This window comes from Streptomyces sp. NPDC059524, assembly GCF_042749255.1.
GTDB lineage: Bacteria > Actinomycetota > Actinomycetes > Streptomycetales > Streptomycetaceae > Streptomyces > Streptomyces xanthii.
Window position 1 is genome coordinate 1 of sequence record NZ_JBHYTK010000064.1, and the last position, 25,089, is coordinate 25,089.

A 25,089-nucleotide genomic window follows, 5' to 3' on the forward strand; every position below is an offset into this window, starting at 1 on the left:
GCCTCCGGGGGCGCCGCTTATGTGTATCGAACGGTGAACTCACAGGCACGTACGGCACAATGACCCTGCCCGCAAGCCCTCTGACCGACGGATCGGCGTGATGAGCCAGACGACACCCGCACGAGACAGCCTCTCCGACGACACCGTGGACGGAGGCCGGTCCAGGACCGTCGGCGGCAGCCGGGGATTCGGACTGCTCCTGGTGATCACCGGAGCGGCGGGACTGCTCGCCGCGTGGATCATCACCCTCGACAAGTTCAAGCTGCTCGAGGACCCGAACTTCACGCCGGGCTGCTCGATCAACCCGGTCATCTCCTGCGGCAGCATCATGAAGAGCGACCAGGCCTCGGTCTTCGGCTTCCCGAACCCGATGCTCGGCCTCGCCGCCTACGCGATCGTGATCTGCGTCGGCATGAGCCTGCTGGCCCGCGCCTCGTTCCCGCGCTGGTACTGGCTGACGTTCAACGCGGGCTGCCTGTTCGGCGTCGGCTTCGTCAGCTGGCTGCAGTTCGAGTCCCTGTACCGGATCAACGCCCTGTGCCTGTGGTGCTGCCTGGCCTGGGTCGCCACCATCCTCATGTTCTGGTACGTCACGTCGTCGAACGTGCGCAACGGCTTCCTGCCCGCGCCGGGCTGGCTCAAGACGTTCTTCGAGGACTTCACCTGGGCCCTGCCGGTCGTGCACATCGGCATCGTCGCCGTGCTCATCTTCACGCGCTGGGGCGACAAGCTCTGGGCCTGAGGCCCCGCCGCCGTCCGCCGCGACCGGGGCCGGCGGCGTTGTCAGTGGGCTGACGTAGGGTTTTCGTCGTGGAGCCCGACCTGTTCACCGCCGCAGCCGAAGACCGCCAGGAGAAGGACCCGTCCGCGAGTCCGCTGGCGGTCCGGATGCGCCCGCGCACCCTCGACGAAGTCGTCGGCCAGCAGCACCTGTTGAAGCAGGGATCGCCGCTGCGCCGCCTGGTCGGCGAGGGCGGCGGCGGCCCCGCGGGCGCCTCGTCCGTGATCCTGTGGGGCCCGCCCGGCATCGGCAAGACGACGCTGGCCTACGTGGTCTCCAAGGCGACGAACAAGCGGTTCGTGGAGCTGTCCGCGATCACCGCCGGCGTCAAGGAGGTCCGGGCCGTCATCGAGGGCGCCCGCCGCGCCATGGGCGGCCACGGCAAGGAGACCGTCCTCTTCCTCGACGAGATCCACCGCTTCAGCAAGGCCCAGCAGGACTCCCTGCTCCCCGCGGTGGAGAACCGCTGGGTGACCCTGATCGCGGCCACGACCGAGAACCCGTACTTCTCGGTGATCTCCCCGCTCCTGTCCCGCTCGCTCCTGCTCACCCTGGAGCCGCTCACCGACGACGACCTCCGCGGGCTGCTCAAGCGGGCACTGACCGAGGAGCGCGGGCTCGACGGCGCGGTCACCCTGGCCGACGACGCCGAGGAGCACCTGCTCCGGGTGGCCGGCGGCGACGCCCGGCGCGCGCTCACCGCCCTGGAGGCCGCGGCCGGCGCCGCCCTCGCCAAGGGCGAGGACACCATCACCCTGGAGAGCGTCGAGGAGACGGTCAACCGGGCGGCGGTGAAGTACGACCGCGACGGAGACCAGCACTACGACGTCGCCAGCGCCCTCATCAAGTCCATCCGCGGCTCGGACGTGGACGCGGCCCTGCACTACCTGGCCCGCATGATCGAGGCCGGCGAGGACCCCCGCTTCATCGCCAGACGCCTGATGATCTCCGCCAGCGAGGACATCGGCCTCGCCGACCCGACGGCCCTGCCCACCGCGGTCGCCGCCGCCCAGGCCGTCGCCATGATCGGCTTCCCCGAGGCCGCCCTCACCCTGAGCCACGCCACGATCGCCCTCGCGCTGGCCCCGAAGTCCAACGCGGCGACGACCGCGATCGGCGCCGCCATGGAGGACGTCCGCAAGGGCCTGGCAGGACCCGTCCCGGCGCACCTGCGCGACGGGCACTACAAGGGCGCCGCCAAGCTCGGCCACGCGCAGGGCTACGTTTACCCGCACGACGTCCCCGGTGGCATCGCGGCGCAGCAGTACGCGCCGGACGCGATCGCGGGCCGCCGCTACTACGAGCCGACCCGCTACGGAGCGGAGGCGCGGTACGCGGACGTCGTGGAGCGGGTCAGAGAGCGGCTGCGCGGGGACGCCAAGGGCTGAAGGGCCCAGGACGTAGGCCCCGGAGCCCGGGCGCCGGGGCCGTGGCGTCCCGCCCCGGAGAGATCCGGTAGACTTCCGCGCAGTGCTGTGTTCCGTGCCCGGTGTCCCGAAAGGGAGACGGGGCGTCACCAGAGCGGAACATCCAGCCGGATCCCCCGAACCGCGAGGCACAGGGGATCCAGGAGCGTCGCGCACCTTCGAAGGTGTCGCGGGCAGCCCACCACCTCCCCGGATCTCCGGAACAGGTCGGTGGGCCACTCGCGTGCTGCACGTACGTGCCCAGCTCCGGGAGCGGCTGCCCACTGGTCCTCAGGGACACCGTGGGTTTCCCGGGCTGCGGATGCGACCTCCCAAAACCCTGGTGAAGCCGTATTCGCATCAGAAACACGAGGTGTTTGGTTCATGGCGAACCAGTCCCGCCCCAAGGTCAAGAAGTCGCGTGCCCTCGGCATCGCGCTGACCCCGAAGGCCGTCAAGTACTTCGAGGCCCGCCCCTACCCGCCGGGCGAGCACGGCCGCGGCCGCAAGCAGAACTCGGACTACAAGGTCCGTCTGATGGAGAAGCAGCGCCTGCGCGCTCAGTACGACATCAGCGAGAAGCAGCTCGCCCGCGCCTACGACCGCGCCAAGAAGGTCGAGGGCAAGACGGGTGAGGCGCTCGTCGTCGAGCTCGAGCGTCGTCTGGACGCCCTGGTTCTCCGTTCGGGCATCGCCCGCACGATCTACCAGGCCCGTCAGATGGTCGTCCACGGCCACATCGAGGTCAACGGTGGCAAGGTCGACAAGCCGTCGTTCCGTGTCCGTCCCGACGACGTCGTGATGGTCCGCGAGCGCAGCCGCAACAAGCCGCTGTTCCAGGTCGCGCGTGAGGGTGGCTTCGCCCCCGAGGGTGAGACCCCGCGTTACCTCCAGGTCAACCTGAAGGCCCTGGCCTTCCGCCTGGACCGTGACCCGAACCGCAAGGAGATCCCCGTGATCTGCGACGAGCAGCTCGTCGTCGAGTACTACGCCCGCTGATCTCCCTCACCGGAGTCTCCTTCACCGGAGAGCGGACGTAGTACCACCTGCGTTTCAGCCCGTCGTCTCCCCGCCGTTCGCGGTGGGGGAGGCGGCGGGTTCGCGCGTTCCCGGGCCGTTCTCCGTGCTGCGGGCGGGCCGAGGCGCCGGCACCGTCGTCCACTGCCGCTCGCCCCGTGCCAGTACCCGAGCCACCACCTCGTCCGCGCCGAGCCGCTCGCCCGCGCGTGCCAGCTCGTCGAAGCGCGCGTCACCGAGCGACGCCCGCGCCCGCGCCGCGCACCACTCGTGCGGCCCGTTGAACTGCGCGGAGCCGAACAGCGGCAGCCCCACCGACGGCCAGATGCGCCCCGCCGCCCCCTGGAGCACCGCGCCCTCGGCCGCGTCGCCCTCCGCCACCGTCACCAGGGCGAGCAGCTCCACGGTGAGCACCAGGCCCAGCAGATCGTGGAACTCGTGGTCGATGACCAGGCTCTCCACCAGCAGCTCCCGCGCCTTCGGCAGATCACCCGCGTTCCACGCCGCGAACGCCAGGACGTACAGCGCGTACGCCAGCGTCCAGCGCTCCCCGTGGTCCGCGCAGATGTCCCGCACGTCCTCGCACAGCTCCACGGCCTGCGGCAGATCCCCCTGGAACGCCACCGCCATCGCCAGCTCGACCTGCCCCATCAGCACATTGCTGTTCAGCTCGCCGATCTCGCGGTACCGGTGCAGCGCCGCCCGCAGCAGCCGCTCCGCGCGCGGCAGGTCGTCGGTGACCAGGGCCAGGCAGCCCGTCCGGTGCACCGCGTACGCGAGCGCCGTCGCGTTGCCCGCGCACTCCGCCTCCTCGCGGCACTCCTCCAGCGCGGCCAGCGCCGCCACCACGTCGCCCTGCAGCACGGCCACGTACCCGAGCACCCACAGCGCCTTGAGCCGGGCGTCCCGGTACTCGTCCGGGTCCGCCTCGTCCTCGCCGGGATCGCCGTCCGGGCCGACGCTGCGGTCCAGCCAGTGCCGGCCCTCCGCGAGCCGCCCGCAGCCCGCCCAGTAGAACCACAGCGTGCCCGCCAGGTACCGGCCCAGATGGCCCTCGCCCGGCTCCGAGAGGCAGAACTCCAGGGCCGCCCGCAGATTCGGCAGCTCCGCGTCGATCCGCGCCGCGACCTCGCTCTGCCGCGGCGAGAACCAGTCCAGCTCGCACCAGGTCGCGAGCCCCAGGTACCAGTCCCGGTGCCGGCGCCGCATCCGCCCGGTGTCGCCGAGCGAGTCCAGCCACTCGGCGCCGTACGCGCGGACCGTGTCGAGCAGCCGGTAGCGGACCCCGCCGGGCCCCTCCTCGCGCAGCACCACGGACTGGGCGAGCAGCGCGTCGAGCACGTCGAGGATCTCGTCGTGGCGCAGGCCGTCGCCGCCGCACACGTACTCCGCGGCCTCCAGGTCGAACGGGCCGGAGAACACCGAGAGCCGCGCCCACAGCAGCCGCTCCGGCGCCGTGCACAGCTCATGGCTCCAGCCGATCGTCGTACGCAGCGTCTGGTGCCGGGGCAGCGCGTCCCGCCCGCCGCCGGTCAGCAGTCGGAACCGGTCGTCCAGCCGCTCCAGGAGCTGCGCCGGCGACAGCGCCCGCAGCCGGCCCGCCGCCAGCTCCACCGCGAGCGGCAGACAGTCCAGGCGACGGCACAGCTCCAGGACCTCCGGGTCCGCGCCCGAGCCGAACTCCGGCAGCAGCCCCCGCGCCCGGTCCGCGAACAGCTCCGCAGCGTCCTGCGCGGTGAGCGGGGCCAGCGGGAACAGCCGCTCGCCGGCCAGCGTCAGCGGCCTGCGGCCCACCGCGATCACCCGCAGCCGCGGCGCGGCCCGCAGCAGATCCCGTACGAGCGAGGCGCAGGCGTCGACGACGTGCTCGTAGCCGTCCAGGACGAGGAGCAGGTGCCGCTCCGCGAGGTGGTCGACCAGGACCTGGCGGGGCGGGCGGGTCGTGTGGTCGGTCAGGCCGAGCGCCTGGGCCAGCGCGTGCTCGACCAGCTCGCCGCCGCGCACCGGCGTCAGCTCCACCCTCCACACCCCGTCCCGCCGCAGGTGCGTGGGGGCACGGGCCGCCGCGTGCGCGGCGAACCGGGACTTGCCGACACCGCCCACGCCGGTCACCGTCACCAGGCGCGCCGTCTCCAGATCGCGCAGGAGCGCGGAACGCTCGGCGGCGCGACCGACGAACCGGTTCAGTTCCTGGGGGAGGTTTCCGGGGCGCGGGGGACCGGACGACGGGTCTTCGGGGCCGTCGGGGCACGGAGTGCGTCGCATGGAGAACGGAGCGTACTCATCCGTACGCGGTCCGTACAATCGGTCGAGCTGAAGAGGGGGCCGCGCGAAGGCGGAACTGGGTACGGAGCGCGGGGCCGGGCGCGATAGGCTCGGGGACGACTTTTCGATGTTCAGCGGTTCAGCGATGGCGAATCAGGCAGTGCCGATTCAGGCGGTGTCTGTTCAGGCAGTGTCTATTCAGAAAGTGGTGACAGGTGTCCGGTGGCGAGGTGGCCGGGATCCTGGTGGCCGTCTTCTGGGCGATCCTGGTCTCCTTCCTCGCGGTGGCACTCGTGAGGCTGGCCCAGACGCTCAAGGCGACCACCAAGCTGGTCGCGGACGTGACCGAGCAGGCCGTGCCCCTGCTCGCCGACGCCTCCGCCGCGGTGCGCTCCGCGCAGACCCAGATCGACCGGGTCGACGCGATCGCCTCCGACGTCCAGGAGGTCACGTCGAACGCGTCGGCGCTCTCCTCCACCGTGGCCTCCACCTTCGGCGGCCCGCTGGTCAAGGTGGCAGCCTTCGGGTACGGAGTGCGCCGGGCCATCGGCGGCCGGGGCAAGGACGTGCCCGCCAAGCAGGACCGACGTACCGTGATCGTGGGCCGCACGGTCCCGGCATCGCGCCGCGCCAAGCGGGCCGACCGGAATAAGAGGGACTGACCGAGCGATGTTCCGCCGTACGTTCTGGTTCACCGCGGGCGCAGCCGCCGGCGTGTGGGCCACCACCAAGGTCAACCGCAAGCTGAAGCAGCTCACCCCGGAGAGCCTCGCCGCCCAGGCCGCCAACAAGGCGGTCGAGGCGGGCCACAAGCTCAAGGACTTCGCCCTCGACGTCCGGGACAACATGGCCGAGCGCGAGGCACAGCTCGGGGACGCGCTGGGTCTGGGCGACCCGGTGGACCGCGAACTGCCCGCACAGCGCGGCTTCGCCGTCATCGAGAACACCTTCAGTACGCACACCAAGCAACCCAAGTACCTCGAGAACACCAGGTACTCGATCAACAACCGGAATGAGGACCACTGATGGAGTCGGCTGAAATCCGCCGTCGCTGGCTGAGCTTCTTCGAGGAGCGTGGCCACAAGGTCGTGCCCTCGGCGTCGCTCATCGCGGACGACCCGACTCTGCTGCTCGTGAACGCGGGCATGGTCCCGTTCAAGCCGTACTTCCTCGGCGAGGTCAAGCCGCCCGCCCCGCGCGCCACCTCCGTCCAGAAGTGCGTGCGCACGCCGGACATCGAAGAGGTCGGCAAGACCACCCGCCACGGCACGTTCTTCCAGATGTGCGGCAACTTCTCCTTCGGCGACTACTTCAAGGAAGGCGCCATCAAGTACGCCTGGGAGCTGCTCACCAGCCCCCAGGACAAGGGTGGTTACGGCCTGGAGCCCGAGAAGCTCTGGATCACCGTCTACCTGGACGACGACGAGGCCGAGCGCATCTGGCACGAGGTCGTCGGTGTCCCGAAGGAGCGCATCCAGCGCCTGGGCAAGAAGGACAACTTCTGGTCCATGGGCGTCCCGGGCCCCTGCGGCCCCTGCTCCGAGATCAACTACGACCGCGGCCCCGAGTTCGGCGTCGAGGGCGGCCCGGCCGTCAACGACGAGCGGTACGTGGAGATCTGGAACCTGGTCTTCATGCAGTACGAGCGCGGCGCCGGCATCGGCAAGGAGGACTTCGAGATCCTCGGAGACCTGCCGTCGCAGAACATCGACACGGGCCTCGGCCTCGAGCGCCTCGCGATGATCCTGCAGGGCGTGCAGAACATGTACGAGACGGACACCCTCCGTGTCGTCATCGACAAGGCCACCGAGCTGACCGGTGTCCGCTACGGCGACCGGCACGACTCGGACGTCTCCCTGCGCGTGGTCTCCGACCACATCCGTACGTCCGTGATGCTCATCGGCGACGGCGTCACGCCCGGCAACGAGGGCCGCGGCTACGTGCTGCGCCGCATCATGCGCCGCGCGATCCGCAACATGCGCATCCTGGGCGCGACCGGCCCGGTCGTGCAGGACCTCATCGACGTCGTGATCGACACGATGGGCCTGCAGTACCCGGAGCTGATCACCGACCGCAAGCGCATCGAGACCGTGGCCCTCGCCGAGGAGGCCGCGTTCCTCAAGGCTCTCAAGGGCGGCACGAACATCCTGGACACCGCCGTCGAGGAGACCAAGGCCGCCGGCAAGAGCGTCCTCGCGGGCGACAAGGCGTTCCTGCTCCACGACACCTGGGGCTTCCCGATCGACCTCACCCTCGAGATGGCCGCCGAGCAGGGCCTGTCCGTGGACGAGGACGGCTTCCGCCGCCTGATGAAGGAGCAGCGGGAGCGCGCCAAGGCCGACGCCCAGGCGAAGAAGACCGGCCACGCCGACATGGGCGCGTACCGCGAGATCGCGGACGCCGCCGGTGCCACGGACTTCATCGGCTACTCGTCGACGTCGGGCGAGTCCACGATCGTGGGCCTCCTCGTCAACGGCGTGTCCTCCCCGGCCGCCACCGAGGGCGACGAGGTCGAGGTCGTCCTCGACCGCACCCCCTTCTACGCGGAGGGCGGCGGCCAGATCGGCGACACCGGCCGCATCAAGCTGGACAACGGCGCGGTCGTCGAGATCCGCGACTGCCAGAAGCCGGTCCCGGGCGTCTACGTCCACAAGGGCACCGTCCAGGTCGGCGAGGTCACCGTCGGCGCCACGGCCCAGGCGATCATCGACGTCTCCCGCCGCCGCGCCATCGCCCGCGCCCACTCCGCCACGCACCTGACGCACCAGGCGCTGCGCGACGCGCTCGGCCCGACGGCCGCGCAGGCCGGTTCGGAGAACCAGCCGGGCCGCTTCCGCTTCGACTTCGGTTCGCCCTCCGCCGTGCCCACGGCCGTGATGACGGACGTCGAGCAGAAGATCAACGAGGTCCTCGCGCGCGAGCTCGACGTGCAGGCCGAGGTCATGTCGATCGACGACGCCAAGAAGCAGGGCGCCATCGCCGAGTTCGGCGAGAAGTACGGCGAGCGCGTCCGCGTCGTCACCATCGGCGACTTCTCCAAGGAGCTGTGCGGCGGCACCCACGTGCACAACACGGCCCAGCTCGGCCTGGTGAAGCTGCTCGGCGAGTCCTCCATCGGTTCCGGCGTGCGCCGCATCGAGGCCCTGGTCGGCGTCGACGCGTACAACTTCCTCGCCAAGGAGCACACGGTCGTCGCCCAGCTCCAGGAGCTGGTCAAGGGCCGCTCCGAGGAGCTTCCCGAGAAGATCTCGGCGATGCTCGGCAAGCTGAAGGACGCCGAGAAGGAGATCGAGAAGTTCCGCGCGGAGAAGGTCCTCCAGGCCGCCGCCGGGCTCGCCGACTCCGCCAAGGACGTCCGCGGCATCGCCGTCGTCACCGGCCAGGTCCCGGACGGCACGACCGCCGACGACCTGCGCAAGCTGGTCCTCGACGTGCGCGGCCGCATCCAGGGCGGCCGCCCCGCGGTCGTCGCCCTGTTCACGACGGTCAACGGCAAGCCGCTCACGGTCATCGCGACCAACGACTCCGCCCGCGACCGCGGCCTCAAGGCCGGCGACCTGGTCCGCACGGCCGCCAAGACCCTCGGCGGCGGTGGCGGCGGCAAGCCGGACGTCGCCCAGGGCGGTGGCCAGAACCCGGCCGCGATCGGTGACGCCATCGACGCCGTCGAGCGCCTCGTCGGGGAGACCGCGAACTGATGCGCCGAGGCCGCCGACTGGCGATCGACGTCGGGGACGCCCGGATCGGGGTCGCGTCCTGCGACCCCGACGGGATCCTGGCGACGCCGGTGGAGACCGTGCCGGGACGCGACGTCCCGGCCGCCCACCGACGGCTCCAGGCGATCGTGCAGGAGTACGAACCGATCGAGGTCGTCGTCGGCCTCCCTCGCTCCCTCAAGGGGGGCGAGGGCCCGGCGGCCGTCAAGGTCCGGGGCTTCGCCCAGGAGCTCGCGCGCGGGATCGCCCCGATCCCCGTACGGCTCGTGGACGAGAGGATGACCACAGTGACGGCCAGTCAGGGCCTGCGGGCCAGCGGAGTTAAGTCCAAAAAGGGCCGCTCTGTCATCGATCAGGCGGCCGCCGTCATCATCCTGCAGCAGGCCCTGGAGTCCGAACGGGCGTCAGGTAAAGCTCCGGGCGAGGGCGTCGAAGTGGTCATCTGATCGCGATACGGTAACGTCTCGCGCGACCGGCGGCGTTCGAACAGCTGCCGCACAGCATCAAGAGGCGGATCGGTCGCCCTGCCTGACCGGACAGCGGCACTCCCCGCCTCGCGGCTTGTAGGGGACCGATGACTGAGTATGGCCGGGGCCAAGGCTCCGAACCGTGGCATCCCGCGGACCCGTTGTACGGGGACCAGGGATGGCAGCAGGCCGGGGACGGCCAGTCTGCCTACGGCGGCCAGGGGCAGTACGACCCGCAGCACCAGCCGCAGCAGGCCTACGGCGGTGACTGGGGCACGAACGGCGGTCAGCAGCCCGGATACGGGCAGGACCCCTACGGTCAGCAGCAGTACGGCGGACAGCAGCAGGGCCACGGTCAGGGCCAGGGCGGCTGGGACACGGGTGCCCACGGGCAGATGCCGTACGGCAACGACCCCGCGGACCCGTACGGCACCGGGCAGCAGGCCGCGTACAACGCGGAGGAGCCCGACTACTACAACACCCCCGGTGCCTACCCGCCGCCCGAGCCGCCGGGCCGCCGCCGCGCTCCGGAGGCGAACCCCGAGCCGGCCGAGTGGGACGCGGGCCCCGACCAGGGCGAACACGCGTTCTTCAACGGGGACGACGAGGACGACGACTTCGAGGACGACGGCCGCTCGGGGCGCCGCGGCCGCGGCGGCAAGAAACCGAAGAAACGACGCAGCGGCTGCGCCTGCCTCGTCCTGACCCTGGTCTTCGCGGCCGGCGTCGGCGGCGTCGGGTACTTCGGCTACGAGTTCTACCAGGATCGTTTCGGCTCCTCCCCGGACTACGCGGGCGACGGCAACGGCGAGACGGTCACGGTCGTCATCCCCAAGGGCGCCGGCGGCTATGTCATCGGCCAGAAGCTCAAGGCGGCCGGTGTCGTCCAGAGCGTCGACGCGTTCGTCGCCGCCCAGCAGGCCAACGAGAACGGCACCTCCATCCAGGACGGCGCGTACATCCTGGAGAAGGAGATGTCCGCGTCCAGCGCCGTGGACCTGCTGCTCGACCCGAAGAGCCGGGCCAACCTCACGATCCCCGAGGGCCGGCGCAATTCCTGGGTCTACGCCGAGATCGACAAGAAGCTCCATGTCGACAAGGGCACGACCGCAGCTGTCGCGAAGAAGCAGTACAAGGACCTGGGCCTGCCCGGCTGGGCCGAGGGCCACGCCAAGCTGAAGGACCCGCTGGAAGGGTTCCTCTACCCGTCGAGCTACGCGGCGGCCAAGGGCATGAAGCCCGAGGACGTGCTGAAGCAGATGGTCGAGAGGGCCGACGAGAACTACAAGAGGATCGATCTCGAGGGCAAGGCCAGGAGCCTCAAGCTCGAATCGCCCTGGCAGCTCCTCACCGTCGCCAGCCTCGTGCAGGCCGAGGGCAAGACGCACGACGACTTCCGCAAGATGGCCGAGGTCGTCTACAACCGCCTCAAGCCGACCAACACGGAGACCAACCAGCTCCTCCAGTTCGACTCGACCTTCAACTATCTGAAGGGCCAGAGCGAGATCAACATCGGCGAGTCCGAGATCAACAGCAACATGGACCCGTACAACACGTACACGCGCAAGGGTCTGCCGCCCGGTCCCATCGGGAACCCCGGCGCGGAGGCGCTCGCCGCCTCGCTCAAGCCGACCAAGGACGGCTGGATGTACTTCGTCGCGACGGACGGCATGCACAAGACCGAGTTCGCGAAGACCAACGCCGAATTCGAACGACTCAAGGCGAAGTTCAATGACAGTCAGGGCAACTGAGGTGCCGGGACCCGGCGTGCACAAGGCGGCCGTCCTCGGCTCGCCCATCGCCCACTCGCTCTCGCCGCAGCTGCACAACGCGGCCTACGCGGCCCTGGGCCTGGACGACTGGACGTACGGCCGCTTCGAGGTGGACGAGGCCGCGCTGGCCGCCTTCCTCGAAGGGCTCGGTCCGGAGTGGGCCGGACTGTCGCTGACCATGCCGCTCAAGCGGGCGGTCATCCCGCTGCTCGACGGGATCACCGACACCGCCCGCTCCGTCGAGGCCGTGAACACCGTCGTGTTCCACGCCGACGGGCGGCGGACCGGCGACAACACCGACATCCCCGGGCTCGTCGCCGCGCTGCACGAGCAGGGCGTCGACAAGATCGAGTCCGCCGCGATCCTCGGCGCCGGCGCCACCGCCTCCTCGGCGCTCGCCGCGCTCGCCCGGATCTGCTCGGGCGAGGTCGTCGCGTACGTGCGCAGCGAGCAGCGGGCCGACGAGATGCGCGGCTGGGGCGAGCGGCTCGGAGTCCAGGTGCGCACCGCGGACTGGGCCGAGGCCGAGCGGGCCTTCGCGGCGCCGCTGGTGATCTCCACGACGCCCAAGGGCGGCACGGACCACCTGGCGGGCCTCGTGCCCGAGCGCGTCGGGACGCTCTTCGACGTGGTCTACGACCCGTGGCCGACGCCCCTCGCGGCGGCCTGGCAGCACCGCGGCGGCCCCGTGCTCAGCGGCCTGGATCTCCTCGTCCACCAGGCGGTCTTCCAGTTCGAGCAGTTCACGGGCGACCGCCGGCCGGTGCTCGACGCGATGCGCGAGGCGGGCCTGCGCGCGCTCGGCTGACCTGTGTGATCCCCGATCCGTCTCACGAGCCGTCCGCAAGGCGGACACGGCGCCGGTCGCCCGGTGCGACGTGGGAGGATCGGGGGAGACACGGAGAGCGCGAGCATGAGGAGCACCGTTGAGCAGGTTGCGCTGGCTGACCGCGGGGGAGTCGCACGGCCCCGCACTCGTCGCGACGCTGGAGGGGCTTCCCGCCGGCGTTCCGATCACCACGGAGATGGTGGCGGACCACCTGGCACGGCGGCGGCTCGGGTATGGGCGCGGAGCGCGGATGAAGTTCGAGCGTGACGAGGTCACGTTCCTGGGCGGCGTCCGGCACGGTCTGACGCTGGGTTCCCCGGTCGCGGTCATGGTGGGCAACACCGAGTGGCCGAAGTGGGAGCAGGTCATGTCGGCCGACCCGGTCGACCCCGAGATCCTCGAGAACCTCGCGCGCAACGCCCCGCTGACCCGGCCCCGGCCCGGTCACGCCGACCTGGCGGGCATGCAGAAGTACGGCTTCGACGAGGCCCGGCCGATCCTGGAGCGTGCGTCGGCGCGTGAGACGGCGGCGCGTGTCGCCCTCGGCGCGATCGCGCGGTCGTACCTGAAGGAGACGGCCGGGATCGAGATCGTCTCGCACGTCGTCGAGCTGTGCTCGGTGAAGGCGCCGCAGGGCGTGTACCCGACCCCGGCCGACGTCGAGAAGCTGGACGCGGACCCGCTGCGCTGCCTGGACGCGGACGCGTCGAAGCGGATGGTGGCCGAGGTCGACCAAGCGCACAAGGACGGCGACACCCTCGGCGGTGTGGTCGAGGTCCTCGCCTACGACGTGCCGGTGGGCCTGGGCTCGCACGTGCACTGGGACCGGAAGCTCGACGCCCGGCTCGCCGGTGCGCTCATGGGCATCCAGGCGATCAAGGGCGTGGAGATCGGCGACGGTTTCGAGCTCGCCCGGGTGCCGGGCTCGAAGGCGCACGACGAGATCGTGAACACGCCGGACGGCATCCGCCGGGTGTCCGGGCACGCGGGCGGCACCGAGGGCGGCCTGTCCACGGGCGAGCTGCTGCGGGTACGCGCCGCGATGAAGCCGATCGCGACCGTTCCGCGCGCGCTGCGGACCGTCGACGTGACGACGGGCGAGGCCGCGCAGGCCCACCACCAGCGTTCCGACGTGTCGGCCGTTCCCGCGGCGGGCATCGTCGCGGAGGCGATGGTCGCGCTGGTCCTCGCCGACGCGGTCGCGGAGAAGTTCGGCGGCGACAGCGTGCCCGAGACGCGGCGCAACGTGCGCTCGTACCTCGACAACCTCCAGATCCGGTGACCGGCCCGAAGGTCGTCCTCGTCGGTCCCATGGGCGTCGGCAAGTCCACGGTGGGCGCGCAGCTCGCCGAGCGGCTCGGCTGCGCCTTCCGGGACACCGACGAGGACATCGTCGCCGCGCAGGGCCGGGCGATCGCCGACATCTTCGTCGACGAGGGCGAGACGCACTTCCGCGCCCTGGAGAAGGCCGCCGTCGCGGCGGCGCTCGCGGAGCACGACGGGGTCCTGTCGCTGGGCGGCGGCGCGATCCTGGACGCCGACACCCGCGCCCTCCTCGCCGGTCACGCCGTGGTCTACCTCTCCATGGACGTGGAGGAGGCGGTCCGGCGCACCGGTCTGAACGTGGCCCGGCCGCTCCTCGCGGTCAACCCGCGCAAGCAGTGGCGGGAGTTGATGGAGGCGCGCCGGCACTTGTACACCGAGGTCGCCCGGGTGGTCGTGGCCACCGACGGCCGCACACCCGACGAGGTCACCGAAGAGGTCCTCGACGCACTGGAGTTGAAGCAGGCATGACGGATCAGATCACGCGCGTCCAGATCGCCGGTACGGCCGGAACCGACCCGTACGAGGTGCTGGTGGGCCGTCAGCTCCTGGGCGAGTTGGGCGCGTTGATCGGTGACAAGGCGAAGCGGGTGGCGATCGTGCACCCCGAGGCGCTGGCCGAGACCGGTGACGCGCTGCGCGCCGATCTGGCCGAGCAGGGCTTCGAGGCCATCGCGATCCAGGTGCCGAACGCGGAGGAGGCGAAGACCGCGGAGGTCGCCGCCTACTGCTGGAAGGCGCTGGGCCAGTCGAACTTCACCCGCTCCGACGTGATCGTCGGCGTGGGCGGCGGCGCGACGACGGACCTGGCCGGATTCGTCGCCGCCACCTGGCTGCGCGGGGTCCGCTGGATCGCCGTCCCCACCACCGTCCTGGCGATGGTGGACGCGGCCGTCGGCGGCAAGACGGGCATCAACACCGCCGAGGGCAAGAACCTCGTCGGCTCCTTCCACCCGCCCGCCGGTGTCCTGTGCGACCTGGCGGCGCTGGACTCGCTGCCGGTCAACGACTACGTGTCCGGTCTGGCCGAGATCATCAAGGCCGGTTTCATCGCCGACCCGAAGATCCTCGACCTGATCGAGGAGGACCCGCAGGCCGCCCGCACGCCGGCCGGCCCGCACACGGCCGAGCTGATCGTGCGCTCCATCGAGGTCAAGGCCGAGGTCGTCTCCGGCGACCTCAAGGAGTCCGGCCGGCGCGAGATCCTCAACTACGGCCACACGCTCGCGCACGCCATCGAGAAGAACGAGCGCTACAAGTGGCGCCACGGCGCCGCCGTGTCCGTGGGCATGCTCTTCGCCGCCGAGCTGGGACGCCTCGCCGGCCGTCTCGACGACGCGACCGCCGACCGGCACCGCACGGTCCTCGAGTCCGTGGGCCTGCCCCTGAGCTACCGCTACGACCAGTGGCCCAAGCTCCTGGAGACGATGAAGGTCGACAAGAAGTCCCGCGGCGACCTGCTGCGCTTCATCGTCCTCGACGGCCTCGGCAAGCCCACCGTCCTGGAGGGCCCCGACCCGGCCGTCCTGCTCGCCGCGTACGGCGAAGTGGCCGAATAACGCCGCTCGTTCAGCTTCGGGCACTTTGTGACCGCCCCGGCCGTTCACACAACGTCGGCCGGGGGCGGTACCGTTCGGTAGCGCCCTGTTCGGCGCCCCAGTGACCGTTGTACGAGATGGAGTGGCACCGGATGCAGCACGCAGTGGGGTCCCCGCTGCCACCGCCCCATCGTCCGGGGCACGGGCCGGCCGGCCCGTGGACCCAGGCGCGGCAGGCGCAGCAGCCCCCGGGCGCGCCCGGCTTCACCGGTGCCCCGCACCATCCGCCGGTGCCGCCGCACCCGCAGGCCCCCCAGGGGCCGCACCCCCATCCGCAGGGCCCGCCGCCGGTCGCGGGGCCTCCGCCGCTGCGTGACACCACGGGCCATGTGGCGCTCCCGCCCGGCGGCCCGGTCGCCGTGCCGAGCCCGCCGCCCGCCCAGGCCCCCGCGGATCCCTCCGCCACCACCCTGGCCGTGCTCCTCATAGGCCCCGCCGGCGCGGGCAAGACCAGCGTGGCCAAGTACTGGGCGGAGCGCCGTCGCGTCCCGACCGCCCACATCAGCCTGGACGATGTCCGCGAGTGGGTGCGCTCCGGCTTCGCGGACCCCCAGACGGGGTGGAACGACAACAGTGAGGCGCAGTACCGCCTCGCCCGCCGCACCTGCGGCTTCGCCGCACGCAACTTTCTGGCCAACGGGATCTCCTGCATCCTCGACGACGCGGTCTTCCCCGACCGTCCCGTCGTCGGCCTCGGCGGCTGGAAGCGGCACGTCGGCCCCGGCCTGCTGCCCGTCGTCCTGCTCCCGGGCCTGGAGATCGTCCTGGAGCGCAACGCGCGGCGCAGCGGCAATCGCCGGCTGACCGACGAGGAGGTCGCCCGCATCCACGGCCGCATGGCCGGCTGGTACGGCTCCGGCCTGCCCATCATCGACAACTCGCAGCTGGACGTGCCCGGCACCGCCCAGGTCCTGGACGACGTCCTCGCCCGCGCCATCGCGAGCCCGCCCAAGTGGTGACCCCGGCCCCTGCGCCGGGCTCCGCGCCAGGTCACAGGGGGCTGACGCCCGTCCGGACGCGCTGAACCGGCCGGGCCGCCCACACGCTCGTACGCTCGATCTCATGTCAGAGGTGTACGCGGCCCGTCGGGACCGGCTCCGAGAGCGCGCGACGGCGGGCGGCAGCGCCGCCGCCCTCGTGTCGCGGCCTGCCAATGTCCGATATCTCGCCGGCGCGGCCCCGCGGGGTGCCGTGCTGCTGCTCGGCCGAGAACCCGGCGGCGGTGGCGACGCGCTGCTGTGCGCGAGTCCGCCGAGCGGGCAGATCGCCGAGGGACGTGCCGACGAGAGCCTGAGGGTGCAGGTTCTCGCCGCCCCCGCGGGCGATCCGGCCGTCGCCGCCGCGGACGTCGCGGCCGCGCAGGGCGCCGACTCGCTCGCCGTCGAGGAGCACGACCTGACGGTCTCCCGGCACCGGGCGCTCGCCTCCGTCGCGCCACGGCTCCACCTCACCGATCTCAACCGGGCCGTCGAGCAGTTGCGCTTCGTCAAGGACGAGGAGGAGATCTCCTGTCTGCGGATGGCCGCGGAGATCGCCGACCAGGCGCTCGGCGAACTCCTGGAGTCGATCCTCGTCGGCCGCACCCAGCGGCACCTCGCCCCGGAACAGGAACGACGACTTTTCCCCCCCCGCGCCCACCGTCCCGCCCTACCCCCCCACCGGGGCACCCCGCCCCACACCCGCCCCCGCCGGCCCCCGCCCCCCGCGGTTCCCTGCGTTCTGACCCTGCGTGTTCGTCTCGGTTGCGGGCTCCGGCAGGGCGGCGCAAGGTGGAAGCACTCCCACCACTCAACGTAAAGGAGTGCTCACCATGAGTAAGTCCAAAGCCAAGGCGAAGCAGGTCAAGGGCAAGATGAAGGAGGCCGCCGGACGGGCCATGGACGACCAGGGCATGCGGGCGGAAGGACGCGCCGAGCAGGCCCACGGTCAGATGCAGGAGGCCGCGTCGAAGGTGGCCGACCGGGCGAGGCGGTCCGGCCGCTGAGGCCCACGCATCATGATGGAGGCGCCGCAGCCGCGGCGCCTCCACATGTGTCTCCACACTCCCTCACGGCCGTCCCGTCCGGCCTGTCACCCGGGTGACCCGACGCGCGACGCGTAAACGTCCCGGCCGGCAACAGCGGGCGGATCAGGCCGCATCGGGGAAGCCGTACACGCTGAAGGCCTTCCGGATCACCGGCTGCGCCACATTGCGTACAGGGACGCCGCGCGGAGCGTTTGACCGCGGGGACGACGGGGACCCGGGTGCAGATGAGTGGCGGAACGACGCCACCGGCACCCGTTCTGAGGGTGGGACGCGGGATCCGGAAGGGGATGGAAAGCCGTGGCTGCGCAAGCCAGAGATGCCACGATCGCCGAGCGACCGGAGACGGGCTGGGCCAAGGCGCGGCGGCTCCGCAAGAGCGCGATCCGCACGTGTGTCCGAGCTACGGCGATCACCGAGGGGCCGCCGAAGCGTGGACGGGAGTCGAACATCGTACGGGGCGAGGATTAGCCCGCCGCCCGCCGCCCGGTTCACCTCGCAGCCTCCACGGCAAGCCAGACGGAGGAGCTTGTCATGCTGAATGCCATCGCCGACGTCTTCCGGGCGATCGGTGGCGCCATCGCCACCGTCGTCACTCTGCCCTTCCGCGCCGTCGCCCGCCTCTTCGGCGGCGCGTCCGACACCGCCCACGGCAGGCACTGAGCAGCCCCGGGGTCGGCAGACCCCGGAGTGTGTCCTCTCGGTCGGGGCGAGAGGCAGGACTTCAGGTGCCGAAGACGGTTCCCCTCAGCGGGGGTGTCGGTTCGCCCGCGCCGGTGCGCATGCCGTGCAGCAGTTCGTCGACCGCCGCCAGCGCGGTCTTCCGCGGCTGCCAGCCCAGTACGGCGTGGGCGCGCGAGCAGTCCATGAGCGGCAGGCGCAGCACCGCGTCGAACAGCTGCGGCGACGACGGCACCAGGTGCAGCCCGTAGGCGGCGGCCATCGCCGAGCGGGCCAGCGAACGGGGGAGCCGTACCGTGCGTGCGCCGAACTTGACGCCCAGCACGTGCGCGTCCAGCACCGGATCGGCCGCCAGGTTGAAGGGGCCCCGCGCGGTGCCCAGCGCGGCCGTGACGAAGGCGCGGGCCGCGTCCTCGGTGTGCAGCGTCTGGACGCGGAGACCCGCGATGTCCGGCATCACCGGCAGTAGATCGGGGCGGCCCAGGAACCCCGGAACGAAGCGCCCCGCGAACAGCCTCCGCTGCTCACTCGCCGAGCCCTCCTTGAACATGAACGCCGGCCGCATCCGCACGACCCGGACCTCCCGGTGAGCCAGTTCGAAGGCGTCCAGCGCCCGCTCGAGGTAGGCCTTCTCCCGGCAGTACGCGGCTTCGGGCCAGCCGTGGGTGGGCCACGATTCGTCGACGGCCCGGTCCTGGGGCCCGGGGGAGTAGGCGCCCACGGAGGACGCGTGGACCAGGGCGGGGACGTGGGCCGCCGCCACGGCGTGCAGGACGCGCACGCTCCCGAGCACGTTCGTCCGCCAGGTGAGGGCCGGGTCCCTGGAGGGCTGCATCCGCCACGCCAGATGCACCACGGCGTCGACGCCCTGGAACAGCCGGTCCACCTCGTCGCCCTCGGCCTCGGCGAGGTCGAGGGCGGCCCAGTCCGTCTTCGGCGGTGACTGATCCGGAACGCGGCGGGCGATCCCGAGGATCGAGTCGACGCGTGGGTCCTCGCTCAGCTGCCGCACCACGCTGGTTCCGAGATTGCCGGTCGCCCCCGTGACCGCGATGCGCAGGCCGTCGCCGTTCATGACGTGTCCCCTCGATGGTCGTCCTCTGCGGGTCTTCCTCTGCGGGGTGCCGGGTACCCCGCGGGGAGCGGCCCAGTGCCCCGGCGGCGGTTGCAGGACGCGGTCCGCGGCCGGAGGCTTGATCTGGAGCGTCCGGCCCTCTCACGTCGGGAGGCCGGCTCCTCGACCGGCTGCTTCCCGGAAGGAGCGTGAAGGCCGTGGCCCGCAATCGCCGGCTGATCCTCAGTTCGCCCGCCGAGGTCTGGGGGCTGTTGAGCGACGGCTACCGGTACGGGGAATGGGTGACCGGGACGCAGCGGGTGCTCGGCGCCGACCCGGACTGGCCCGAGGTGGGCGCCGCGCTGAAGGTGCGGGTCGGGGTGGGGCCGCTGACCCTCGAGGACACGAGCACGGTCCGCATCTGCGAGCCGCAGCGCCGCCTCGAGCTGGAGGCGAAGGCCGATCCGTTCGGCGCGGCACGGATCGCCATGCGGCTGATCCCCTGGGGCGAGCACACCCTGTTCGAGCTCGACTGGCATCCGCTGCGCGGCCCCGGCACCCGGATGCACGGCCTCCCGGTGGACTACCTGGTGAAGGTGCGCAACGGCATGATGCTCACCAAGCTGGCCGAGATCGCGGTCCGTGAACACCGGAACCGGACCCCGGCCTGATCCGAAGGCCCTGAGACACGGCCTAGTGCTGCTGCGGCTTCTGCGGCGTCGCCTCGCTCGGGCGGACCACGACGAAGCCCTCGCCCTCCAGCTTCAGCTGGACGGCCTCGCCGGAGCCGCCCCGGATCATCGAGCCGATGGACTGCGAACGGTGCAGCGACGTGCGCAGCTGCGCGGTCCAGCCGACGACCGCGTCCGTGTCGACGAACACCGGCTGCTGCGGCGAGACCGGCAGCACGAGCGGATTGCCCTCGCAGACCAGACCGAGCCGGCCCTGGCCGGTGAACACGCTGTTGAACAGGCCGCCGCCGGTGATGCCCGCGCCCTTCACCGTCTTGATCTCGTAGGAGAGGGTGGAGTCGAAGCACAGGACGTTGCGCCCGTTGACCGTGAAGACGTCGCCGGGCTCGATGTCGATCACGAAGACGTTCTGCGCCTCCTGCGCGAACCAGGCCTCGCCCTGGCCGCGCACCTTCATCAGCGCCAGGCCCTCGCCGGTGACGGCCCGCTTGAGCATGCCGCCGACGCCCTGTCCCTTGCGCTCGAACTGCAGGTTCCCCCGATAGGCGATCATCGCCCCCTGCCGCGCCAGCATCTCGCCGTCGACCACGTACCGGATCGACTTGGCGTTCTCGACGGTCATGCCCGGCGCGACAGCGGGCTGCACCATGAACTCACTCGCGAAAAGATCACCCTTCATGAGGGCATGGTCGCCCGGAGGGATTCCTTCCGACAAGCCTCGTCCCGGAGCGGGCCGATGACGGTCAACCGCCCGTGTACTGGTTCCCGGTGACCGTGACGCGCCGGCCCGCCCCGGTGTCGGTGGACGTGCTGCTCAGGCAGCTCCCGGAGGACGGGTCGGTGACCGTCGGCAGGCCACCGGTATAGGTGACGCCGGCCTCGACGCCCTGCGGCTTGCCGTACGTCACCGTCACCTGCTGCGCGCAACCCGCCGTCAGATACGGCTCGATGAAGCCGGCGTCGGAGGTCCTGAAGCGGCCCGAGGCCACGGGCAGCCGGAAACTCCCGATGTGCGCGACCTGCGCCCCGGTGGCCGTGTTCACCACGTCGCCGGTCATCAGCTGCGTACTGCCGTCGTCACCGGCCCGCTTGAGAACGAGGGTGTACATCGTGCCCTTGGTGTACGGGAAGCGGACCGCGCAGCTCACGCCCGCGCCGCCGTCGGCCCCGTACTGGCAGTTGCTGTCGGTCGTCGTGGCGTTCGCGTTGAACGAACTGAAAATGGCCTGGAGTTGGGACCGCCCGCTGCTGTCCACGGGCTTGGGCTGGAACCCGGCGTACGGGCGCGTGCCGCTCTCCAGCGTCGTGTAGTACGCGAAGTAGAGGCCGGAGGCGTCCGGCGCGGCGTCGACGGACATCGGCAGGCGGAGTTCGGTGACGGGCGCGGGCGCGCCCGACGACCAGCGGACGGTGGGGGTCGAGGCCCAGCTCTGACCGGCGGAGCCCAGGGTGAGCAGTGCGGTGGCGCCCAGGGTGACGAGCACCCGGCGCGTGCGTGGAGTGGGAGGTCTCATGGGCGGCAGGATGTAAGCGGTTGCTATCAACTGGCAAGAGGGTGCGGGGAGTTACTGCTTTTTACTATGGCGGGGCGGAGGTGCGGGCGCCGTGCGGCGTAGTAAACGCTCACTGTGGTGAGGTGTTTGCGAAGCTCCTTTGCGAAGCTTCTTTTCGAAGCTCCTTTGCGAACAAGTCTTCCGGAAGAAGTGTTCTGCTTCTAGGCTCGGGCGCCATGACCGACGACGACGTCACGCTCGACACCCAGGCCCTGCGCGTCCTCGCCCACCCGACGCGGCTCGCCCTGCTCAACCGGCTGCGCCGCGAAGGGCCCGCCACCGCACGGCAGTTGGCCCGCCACTTCGAGCTGGACTCCGGCGCCGCCAGCTACCACCTGCGGCGTCTCGCCGCCGGCGGGCTCATCGAGGAGGACACCGGGCGCGGGACGCGGCGCGACCGCTGGTGGCGCGCCCTGCACCCCGCCTCGCAGCACGACCCGGCGGAGCACGGCGGACCCGACGGGCGCGCCTACACGCAGGCGGTGGCGCTGACCGCCGCCGACACCCTGCGCCGCGCAGCCGGGCAGACCGTGCCCGCCATGCCCGACGCCTGGTTCGCCGTCTCCGCCTTCAGCGACTTCTCCGTCCAGGTCACGCCCCGCGAACTCGCCGCGCTCAAGGACGAGTTGTACGCCGTCGTCGACCGGTACCGACACCGGGAGCCGAGCCCCGGCGCGCAGGCGGCCGTCGTCCAGTTCCAGGCCTTCCCCGCACATCCGGACACGGACCCGGACGCGGGGGCGGACAGGACCCGGGACGCGGGGACGTGACCGCCACCGCGCACGGCACGGCCGTCCACCGGGACCGCGACATCGGGCGCTGGCTCGGCGCGTACACCACCTCGGTCACCGGTGACGTCGTCTACTTCACCGCCCTGACCTGGGCCGTCGCCGAAGCCGCCGGACCGGCCCGCGCCGGGCTCGTGCTCGCGGCCGGCGCCGTGCCGCGCGCGGTCCTGATGCTCGGCGGCGGGGTGCTCGCCGACCGGTTCGGTCCCCGGGGCGTCCTCATCGGCAGTGACCTCGTGCGCTGCCTGACCGTCCTGGCGGCCGCGGCCCTGACGTACGTGCGGGGCCCCGAGCTCGTCCCCCTGTGCGTGCTCGCCGTCTGCTTCGGCGTCGCCGACGCGCTGTTCCTGCCCGCCGTGGGAGCCCTGCCCGCGCGGCTGGCCGGCCGGGACCGGCTCACGCGGGTGCAGGGGCTGCGCTCGCTCGCCGTGCGCCTCGCCAACACCGTCGGCCCGCTCGGCGCCGCCGCCGCGCTGACCGCGGGCGGGGCGTCGGGCGCGTTCGCCGCCGTCGGCGCCCTGTTCGCCGTCTCGCTCGTCCTCCTGGCCGCGCTCCGGGTACGCGGCCCGAGTCGCCCCGCACCGGAACGGACACCGATGCGGGCCCAACTGGCCGACGGGCTGCGGTACTTACGCGCCCGACCTGCGCTCCTGCGCCTCGTCGCCGTCATCGGCCTCGGCGAGATGTGCTTCAGCGGACCCGTCGGCACCGCCCTCGTCCTGCTCACCGGCGAACGCGGCTGGAGCCCCGGCACGCTCTCCCTGCTGCTGGGCGCGTTCAGCGCGGCCGGCGCGGCGGTGGGCATCGCCCTGAGCGCCGTACGAGCCGTGCCCGCACCCCGCGCAGCGCTCGCCGGCTCCCTGCTGCTCACCGCGGTGCTCGTCTCGTCGCTCGGCCTGACCGGGCCGGCCCCCGGCGCCGCCGTCGCCCTGTGCGCCGCGCTCGGCGCCGCGGGCGGGGTCCCCATGGTCCTCGGACATGCCCTGCTCCAACAGGCCACCGACTCCGCCTACCTCGGCCGCGTAGCCTCCGTGACGTCCCTGTGCACGCTCGGCCTCAGCCCCCTCCTGTTCCCGCTCGCCGGGCTGGTCTCCGAGGTGTGGGGCGCCGGAGCGTTCCTCGGCGGGTGCGGCGGGGTGTGCCTGCTGGCGGCGGGCCTGGCCTGCGTCAAGTAGCCACACTCAGCAGTGGCCGCCGTGAGTGGGAGGCGACCGGCCCTGGCCGTCACCGCTCGGTGACGAACTCCGCCATCATCGCCATGTCCTCGTGTTCGAGGTTGTGGCAGTGCAGCAGGAACCGGCCCGCGTAGTCGGTGAAGCGGACCGCCACTTCCACGCCCTGGGCGGGCAGCACGTCGACGGTGTCCTTCCAGCCCGCGTCGAACCTTCCGGGACGGACCGCAGGGCCCACGCCATCGTCGTGACGGACGCGGGCCGGGCGATGTACGACCAGGTCGCGGCGGCGGTCAGCCGCACGGAAGAGCGGCTGACCACGTGCTTCACGCCCGAGGAGCGGGAGTTGTTCCACTCCATGGTCGTGCGTTTCGCCTACGCGCCCGCCGACGAGCCGGCGGACTGAGCCCGCGCCCGGCCGCGGGGGATCAGCCGCGACGCGCGCGCGGGGCGCGCTTCGTCGCCTTCAGAACCACGAACTTCGGGTCGCTCGCCACGAGTTCACTGGCGCCGAACAGGCGGCGCAGCCTCACGTGGTAGCCGAGGTGGCGGTTGCCGACCACCCACAGCTCGCCACCGGGGGCGAGCGCGTCGCGGGCTTGCGCGAACATGCGCAGCGCCGTCGCGTCGGTCGTCGCCTGGTGCGAATGGAACGGCGGATTGTTCAGGACGAGGTCCACGCTGCCCTCGGGCACACCGGCGAGCCCGTCGCCCACCCGGAACTCGGCCGCCCCCGGACGGTCCTTGGCATTCAGCGCGTACGTCGCCTCCGCCGAGGCGCGCGCCTGGTGCGACTCGTCCGTGAACAGCACCTCCGCGTCGGGGTGCGTCAGCGCCGCCGCCGTACCGACCACGCCGTTGCCGCAGCCCAGGTCCACGATGCGGCGGGCGGCCGTGCCCTCCGGAAGGTGCTTCAGGAAGAACCGGGTGCCGATGTCGAGGCGGTCGGCGCAGAACACCCCGGCGTGGTTCTCCACCGTGCGGCCCGCGAGGACCCCGATGTCGCCCGGGAGTTCGTAGCGGTACGGCCACGGGTTCGCGCCCGGCTCCGAGGAGAGGTCCGGCGTCGTGAAGATCAGCCGCGCCTTCTGCTCGGCGAGCGAGGTGCGGGTCGGGCCGATGATCCGCTCGAACAGCTGGAGGGTCGAGGTGTGGATCTCCTTGACCATGCCGGTGCCCACCACGACGGTGCCCGCGTGCAGCGCCGGGCGCAGCCGGTGCAGCTGGTCCTCCAGGAGGGCCAGGCTCTTGGGCACGCGGACGAGCAGCACGTCGATCCGCTGCGGCGGGGTGTCCTGGGTCGTGAGGAGACGGGCGGCGGTGCGGGAGTGGCGGTGCAGGTTCTCCTGCGCGGCGCGCTCGCCCAGGTACGAGTCCGTGATCAGTGCCGGAGCGCAGCCGGGGGCGCCGGTCAGGGCCGTGCCGAGGGCGCCCCAGCGGTCGCCGAGCACGACGACGGAGCCCGACAGGTCGGTGCCGGCGGCGGCGAGGTGCCGGAGCAGGTAGGCGTCGGCGGCGTCCCAGGCGCGGAGGCGGTCGCGGGGGTCCGCGGGGTAGCGCGTGAGGTGCAGGTCGCCCCAGGGGGTGGGCAGTGCGGGGGTGGGCTGATCAGTGCGGTTCATCGTTCGGCAAGGCTAACGGAGGCGCTCCGCTCGGGGGGCCGTGGCTGATCGGGCCGGTGCGCTTCGGCTCCGCCGGGGGTGGGTCGCCGTGGTCCGGCTCGCCATCGTCGTGGCTGGTCGCGCAGTTCCCCGCGCCCCTGGTGGCGGCTGTTCGGGCCGGTGCTGCTTGGGCTCCGCCGTGGGCCGGGCGACGTGGGCCGGTTCGCCATCGTCGTGGCTTGTCGCGCAGTTGCCCGCGTCCCTGGCCGCGGCCCTTCGGGGCGGTGCTTCGGCTCCGCCAGGGGAGCTGGTTGCTCTGTTCTCCGCGCCTCTGGTGGGGGCCGCCGTTTG

At 71.9% G+C, this 25,089-nt stretch carries 25 protein-coding genes and 1 pseudogene; 20 read left to right on the forward strand and 6 right to left on the reverse strand.

From position 1 onward, the window contains the following. The first annotated feature begins 100 nt into the window (after positions 1 to 100). From ACFW9D_RS19390 to rpsD, 3 genes are all read left to right on the forward strand, one after another. Positions 101 to 742: a vitamin K epoxide reductase family protein gene (locus ACFW9D_RS19390; RefSeq protein WP_188340012.1), complete on the forward strand. Its 642-nt coding sequence runs from the start codon at positions 101 to 103 to the stop codon at positions 740 to 742. Between the two features lie 68 nt (positions 743 to 810). Beyond that, positions 811 to 2,169 carry a replication-associated recombination protein A gene (locus ACFW9D_RS19395; protein ID WP_384623341.1) on the forward strand — a complete coding sequence of 453 codons (1,359 nt, stop codon included), beginning with the start codon at positions 811 to 813 and terminating at the stop codon, positions 2,167 to 2,169. A gap of 402 nt (positions 2,170 to 2,571) precedes the next feature. After that, positions 2,572 to 3,186: a 30S ribosomal protein S4 gene (rpsD, locus tag ACFW9D_RS19400; protein WP_188340014.1), complete on the forward strand. Its 615-nt coding sequence runs from the start codon at positions 2,572 to 2,574 to the stop codon at positions 3,184 to 3,186. A gap of 54 nt (positions 3,187 to 3,240) precedes the next feature. Here rpsD and ACFW9D_RS19405 read toward each other — a convergent pair whose 3' ends face one another. Continuing rightward, a complete protein-coding gene (locus tag ACFW9D_RS19405; protein WP_384623343.1) occupies positions 3,241 to 5,469 on the reverse strand; it encodes an ATP-binding protein in 2,229 nt (742 codons plus the stop codon). A 215-nt stretch (positions 5,470 to 5,684) separates the two neighbouring features. Here ACFW9D_RS19405 and ACFW9D_RS19410 point away from each other — a divergent pair, with 215 nt between their 5' ends. The 13 genes and pseudogenes from ACFW9D_RS19410 (at position 5,685) to ACFW9D_RS19470 (ending at position 17,860) form a co-directional block, all read left to right on the forward strand. Continuing rightward, positions 5,685 to 6,131, forward strand: coding sequence for a DUF948 domain-containing protein (locus ACFW9D_RS19410; RefSeq protein ID WP_188340016.1), 447 nt, complete (start codon positions 5,685 to 5,687; stop codon positions 6,129 to 6,131). 7 nt (positions 6,132 to 6,138) lie between these two features. Next, on the forward strand, positions 6,139 to 6,495 hold the full coding sequence (locus tag ACFW9D_RS19415; protein ID WP_384623345.1) for a DUF6167 family protein: 357 nt from the start codon (positions 6,139 to 6,141) through the stop codon (positions 6,493 to 6,495). Further along, entirely contained in the window at positions 6,495 to 9,167 is a 2,673-nt protein-coding gene (gene alaS, locus ACFW9D_RS19420) for an alanine--tRNA ligase (protein ID WP_384623346.1), read from the forward strand. Before ACFW9D_RS19415 ends, alaS begins: the two co-directional genes overlap by 1 nt. Further along, positions 9,167 to 9,631 carry a Holliday junction resolvase RuvX gene (gene ruvX, locus ACFW9D_RS19425; RefSeq protein ID WP_384623348.1) on the forward strand — a complete coding sequence of 155 codons (465 nt, stop codon included), beginning with the start codon at positions 9,167 to 9,169 and terminating at the stop codon, positions 9,629 to 9,631. Before alaS ends, ruvX begins: the two co-directional genes overlap by 1 nt. Before the next feature lie 128 nt (positions 9,632 to 9,759). Then, the gene (mltG, locus tag ACFW9D_RS19430) at positions 9,760 to 11,403 is read left to right on the forward strand and encodes an endolytic transglycosylase MltG (RefSeq protein WP_384623349.1); all 1,644 of its coding nucleotides are present in this window, start codon (positions 9,760 to 9,762) and stop codon (positions 11,401 to 11,403) included. Next, the gene (locus ACFW9D_RS19435; RefSeq protein WP_384623351.1) at positions 11,384 to 12,232 is read left to right on the forward strand and encodes a shikimate dehydrogenase; all 849 of its coding nucleotides are present in this window, start codon (positions 11,384 to 11,386) and stop codon (positions 12,230 to 12,232) included. The genes mltG and ACFW9D_RS19435 overlap by 20 nt, the downstream gene beginning before the upstream one ends. Before the next feature lie 118 nt (positions 12,233 to 12,350). After that, complete coding sequence (gene aroC, locus ACFW9D_RS19440; RefSeq protein ID WP_188340022.1) at positions 12,351 to 13,535, forward strand: chorismate synthase; 1,185 nt, start codon at positions 12,351 to 12,353, stop codon at positions 13,533 to 13,535. A 29-nt stretch (positions 13,536 to 13,564) separates the two neighbouring features. Continuing rightward, positions 13,565 to 14,047, forward strand: coding sequence for a shikimate kinase (locus ACFW9D_RS19445; protein ID WP_384623386.1), 483 nt, complete (start codon positions 13,565 to 13,567; stop codon positions 14,045 to 14,047). Then, positions 14,044 to 15,135: a 3-dehydroquinate synthase gene (gene aroB / locus ACFW9D_RS19450; protein ID WP_188340024.1), complete on the forward strand. Its 1,092-nt coding sequence runs from the start codon at positions 14,044 to 14,046 to the stop codon at positions 15,133 to 15,135. Before ACFW9D_RS19445 ends, aroB begins: the two co-directional genes overlap by 4 nt. Before the next feature lie 131 nt (positions 15,136 to 15,266). Beyond that, positions 15,267 to 16,133 carry a Pro-rich N-terminal domain-containing protein gene (locus tag ACFW9D_RS19455; protein ID WP_384623352.1) on the forward strand — a complete coding sequence of 289 codons (867 nt, stop codon included), beginning with the start codon at positions 15,267 to 15,269 and terminating at the stop codon, positions 16,131 to 16,133. A 103-nt stretch (positions 16,134 to 16,236) separates the two neighbouring features. Then, positions 16,237 to 16,929 (forward strand): annotated as a pseudogene (locus ACFW9D_RS19460) (aminopeptidase P family protein); the annotation flags it as partial. A 55-nt stretch (positions 16,930 to 16,984) separates the two neighbouring features. Further along, positions 16,985 to 17,158, forward strand: coding sequence for a CsbD family protein (locus tag ACFW9D_RS19465; protein WP_384623354.1), 174 nt, complete (start codon positions 16,985 to 16,987; stop codon positions 17,156 to 17,158). A gap of 573 nt (positions 17,159 to 17,731) precedes the next feature. Beyond that, positions 17,732 to 17,860, forward strand: a complete 129-nt coding sequence (locus tag ACFW9D_RS19470) for an LPFR motif small protein (protein WP_384623356.1) — start codon at positions 17,732 to 17,734, stop codon at positions 17,858 to 17,860. A 61-nt stretch (positions 17,861 to 17,921) separates the two neighbouring features. On the opposite strand, the gene ACFW9D_RS19475 is transcribed toward ACFW9D_RS19470, so the two are convergent. Further along, entirely contained in the window at positions 17,922 to 18,953 is a 1,032-nt protein-coding gene (locus ACFW9D_RS19475; RefSeq protein WP_384623357.1) for an NAD-dependent epimerase/dehydratase family protein, read from the reverse strand. Between the two features lie 197 nt (positions 18,954 to 19,150). On the opposite strand from ACFW9D_RS19475, the gene ACFW9D_RS19480 reads away from it, so the two are divergent. Next, the gene (locus ACFW9D_RS19480) at positions 19,151 to 19,603 is read left to right on the forward strand and encodes an SRPBCC family protein (RefSeq protein ID WP_188335612.1); all 453 of its coding nucleotides are present in this window, start codon (positions 19,151 to 19,153) and stop codon (positions 19,601 to 19,603) included. Positions 19,604 to 19,625: 22 nt separating this feature from the next. Here the strand turns inward: ACFW9D_RS19480 and ACFW9D_RS19485 are convergent, their stop codons facing one another. Both ACFW9D_RS19485 and ACFW9D_RS19490 read right to left on the reverse strand, forming a co-directional pair. Continuing rightward, the gene (locus tag ACFW9D_RS19485; protein ID WP_188335611.1) at positions 19,626 to 20,303 is read right to left on the reverse strand and encodes an AIM24 family protein; all 678 of its coding nucleotides are present in this window, start codon (positions 20,301 to 20,303) and stop codon (positions 19,626 to 19,628) included. A 64-nt stretch (positions 20,304 to 20,367) separates the two neighbouring features. Continuing rightward, complete coding sequence (locus ACFW9D_RS19490; protein ID WP_188335610.1) at positions 20,368 to 21,138, reverse strand: DUF3472 domain-containing protein; 771 nt, start codon at positions 21,136 to 21,138, stop codon at positions 20,368 to 20,370. A gap of 215 nt (positions 21,139 to 21,353) precedes the next feature. Between ACFW9D_RS19490 and ACFW9D_RS19495 the strand changes: the two genes are divergently transcribed. Beyond that, complete coding sequence (locus ACFW9D_RS19495; protein ID WP_384623359.1) at positions 21,354 to 21,947, forward strand: helix-turn-helix domain-containing protein; 594 nt, start codon at positions 21,354 to 21,356, stop codon at positions 21,945 to 21,947. Further along, positions 21,944 to 23,140 (forward strand): MFS transporter, encoded by a 1,197-nt coding sequence (locus ACFW9D_RS19500; RefSeq protein ID WP_384623361.1) that lies wholly within the window; start codon positions 21,944 to 21,946, stop codon positions 23,138 to 23,140. Before ACFW9D_RS19495 ends, ACFW9D_RS19500 begins: the two co-directional genes overlap by 4 nt. Positions 23,141 to 23,189: 49 nt before the next feature. Here ACFW9D_RS19500 and ACFW9D_RS19505 read toward each other — a convergent pair whose 3' ends face one another. Further along, complete coding sequence (locus ACFW9D_RS19505) at positions 23,190 to 23,375, reverse strand: multicopper oxidase domain-containing protein (protein ID WP_384623363.1); 186 nt, start codon at positions 23,373 to 23,375, stop codon at positions 23,190 to 23,192. Positions 23,376 to 23,384: 9 nt separating this feature from the next. Between ACFW9D_RS19505 and ACFW9D_RS19510 the strand changes: the two genes are divergently transcribed. Continuing rightward, entirely contained in the window at positions 23,385 to 23,543 is a 159-nt protein-coding gene (locus ACFW9D_RS19510) for a hypothetical protein (RefSeq protein ID WP_384623364.1), read from the forward strand. Between the two features lie 22 nt (positions 23,544 to 23,565). Here ACFW9D_RS19510 and ACFW9D_RS19515 read toward each other — a convergent pair whose 3' ends face one another. Next, on the reverse strand, positions 23,566 to 24,729 hold the full coding sequence (locus tag ACFW9D_RS19515; protein WP_384623387.1) for a methyltransferase: 1,164 nt from the start codon (positions 24,727 to 24,729) through the stop codon (positions 23,566 to 23,568). Between the last annotated feature and the right edge of the window lie 360 nt (positions 24,730 to 25,089).

Coding starts and splice junctions, on each gene's coding strand:
- ACFW9D_RS19495 (WP_384623359.1), top strand. CDS start 21,354: ATGACCGACGACGACGTCACGCTCGACACCCAGGCCCTGCGCGTCCTC.
- ACFW9D_RS19405 (WP_384623343.1), bottom strand. CDS start 5,469: ATGCGACGCACTCCGTGCCCCGACGGCCCCGAAGACCCGTCGTCCGGT.
- ACFW9D_RS19435 (WP_384623351.1), top strand. CDS start 11,384: ATGACAGTCAGGGCAACTGAGGTGCCGGGACCCGGCGTGCACAAGGCG.
- ACFW9D_RS19470 (WP_384623356.1), top strand. CDS start 17,732: ATGCTGAATGCCATCGCCGACGTCTTCCGGGCGATCGGTGGCGCCATC.
- ACFW9D_RS19390 (WP_188340012.1), top strand. CDS start 101: ATGAGCCAGACGACACCCGCACGAGACAGCCTCTCCGACGACACCGTG.
- ACFW9D_RS19465 (WP_384623354.1), top strand. CDS start 16,985: ATGAGTAAGTCCAAAGCCAAGGCGAAGCAGGTCAAGGGCAAGATGAAG.
- mltG (WP_384623349.1), top strand. CDS start 9,760: ATGACTGAGTATGGCCGGGGCCAAGGCTCCGAACCGTGGCATCCCGCG.
- ACFW9D_RS19490 (WP_188335610.1), bottom strand. CDS start 21,138: ATGAGACCTCCCACTCCACGCACGCGCCGGGTGCTCGTCACCCTGGGC.
- ACFW9D_RS19475 (WP_384623357.1), bottom strand. CDS start 18,953: ATGAACGGCGACGGCCTGCGCATCGCGGTCACGGGGGCGACCGGCAAT.
- ACFW9D_RS19445 (WP_384623386.1), top strand. CDS start 13,565: ATGGGCGTCGGCAAGTCCACGGTGGGCGCGCAGCTCGCCGAGCGGCTC.
- ACFW9D_RS19485 (WP_188335611.1), bottom strand. CDS start 20,303: ATGAAGGGTGATCTTTTCGCGAGTGAGTTCATGGTGCAGCCCGCTGTC.
- ACFW9D_RS19415 (WP_384623345.1), top strand. CDS start 6,139: ATGTTCCGCCGTACGTTCTGGTTCACCGCGGGCGCAGCCGCCGGCGTG.
- alaS (WP_384623346.1), top strand. CDS start 6,495: ATGGAGTCGGCTGAAATCCGCCGTCGCTGGCTGAGCTTCTTCGAGGAG.
- aroB (WP_188340024.1), top strand. CDS start 14,044: ATGACGGATCAGATCACGCGCGTCCAGATCGCCGGTACGGCCGGAACC.
- ACFW9D_RS19455 (WP_384623352.1), top strand. CDS start 15,267: ATGCAGCACGCAGTGGGGTCCCCGCTGCCACCGCCCCATCGTCCGGGG.
- rpsD (WP_188340014.1), top strand. CDS start 2,572: ATGGCGAACCAGTCCCGCCCCAAGGTCAAGAAGTCGCGTGCCCTCGGC.
- ruvX (WP_384623348.1), top strand. CDS start 9,167: ATGCGCCGAGGCCGCCGACTGGCGATCGACGTCGGGGACGCCCGGATC.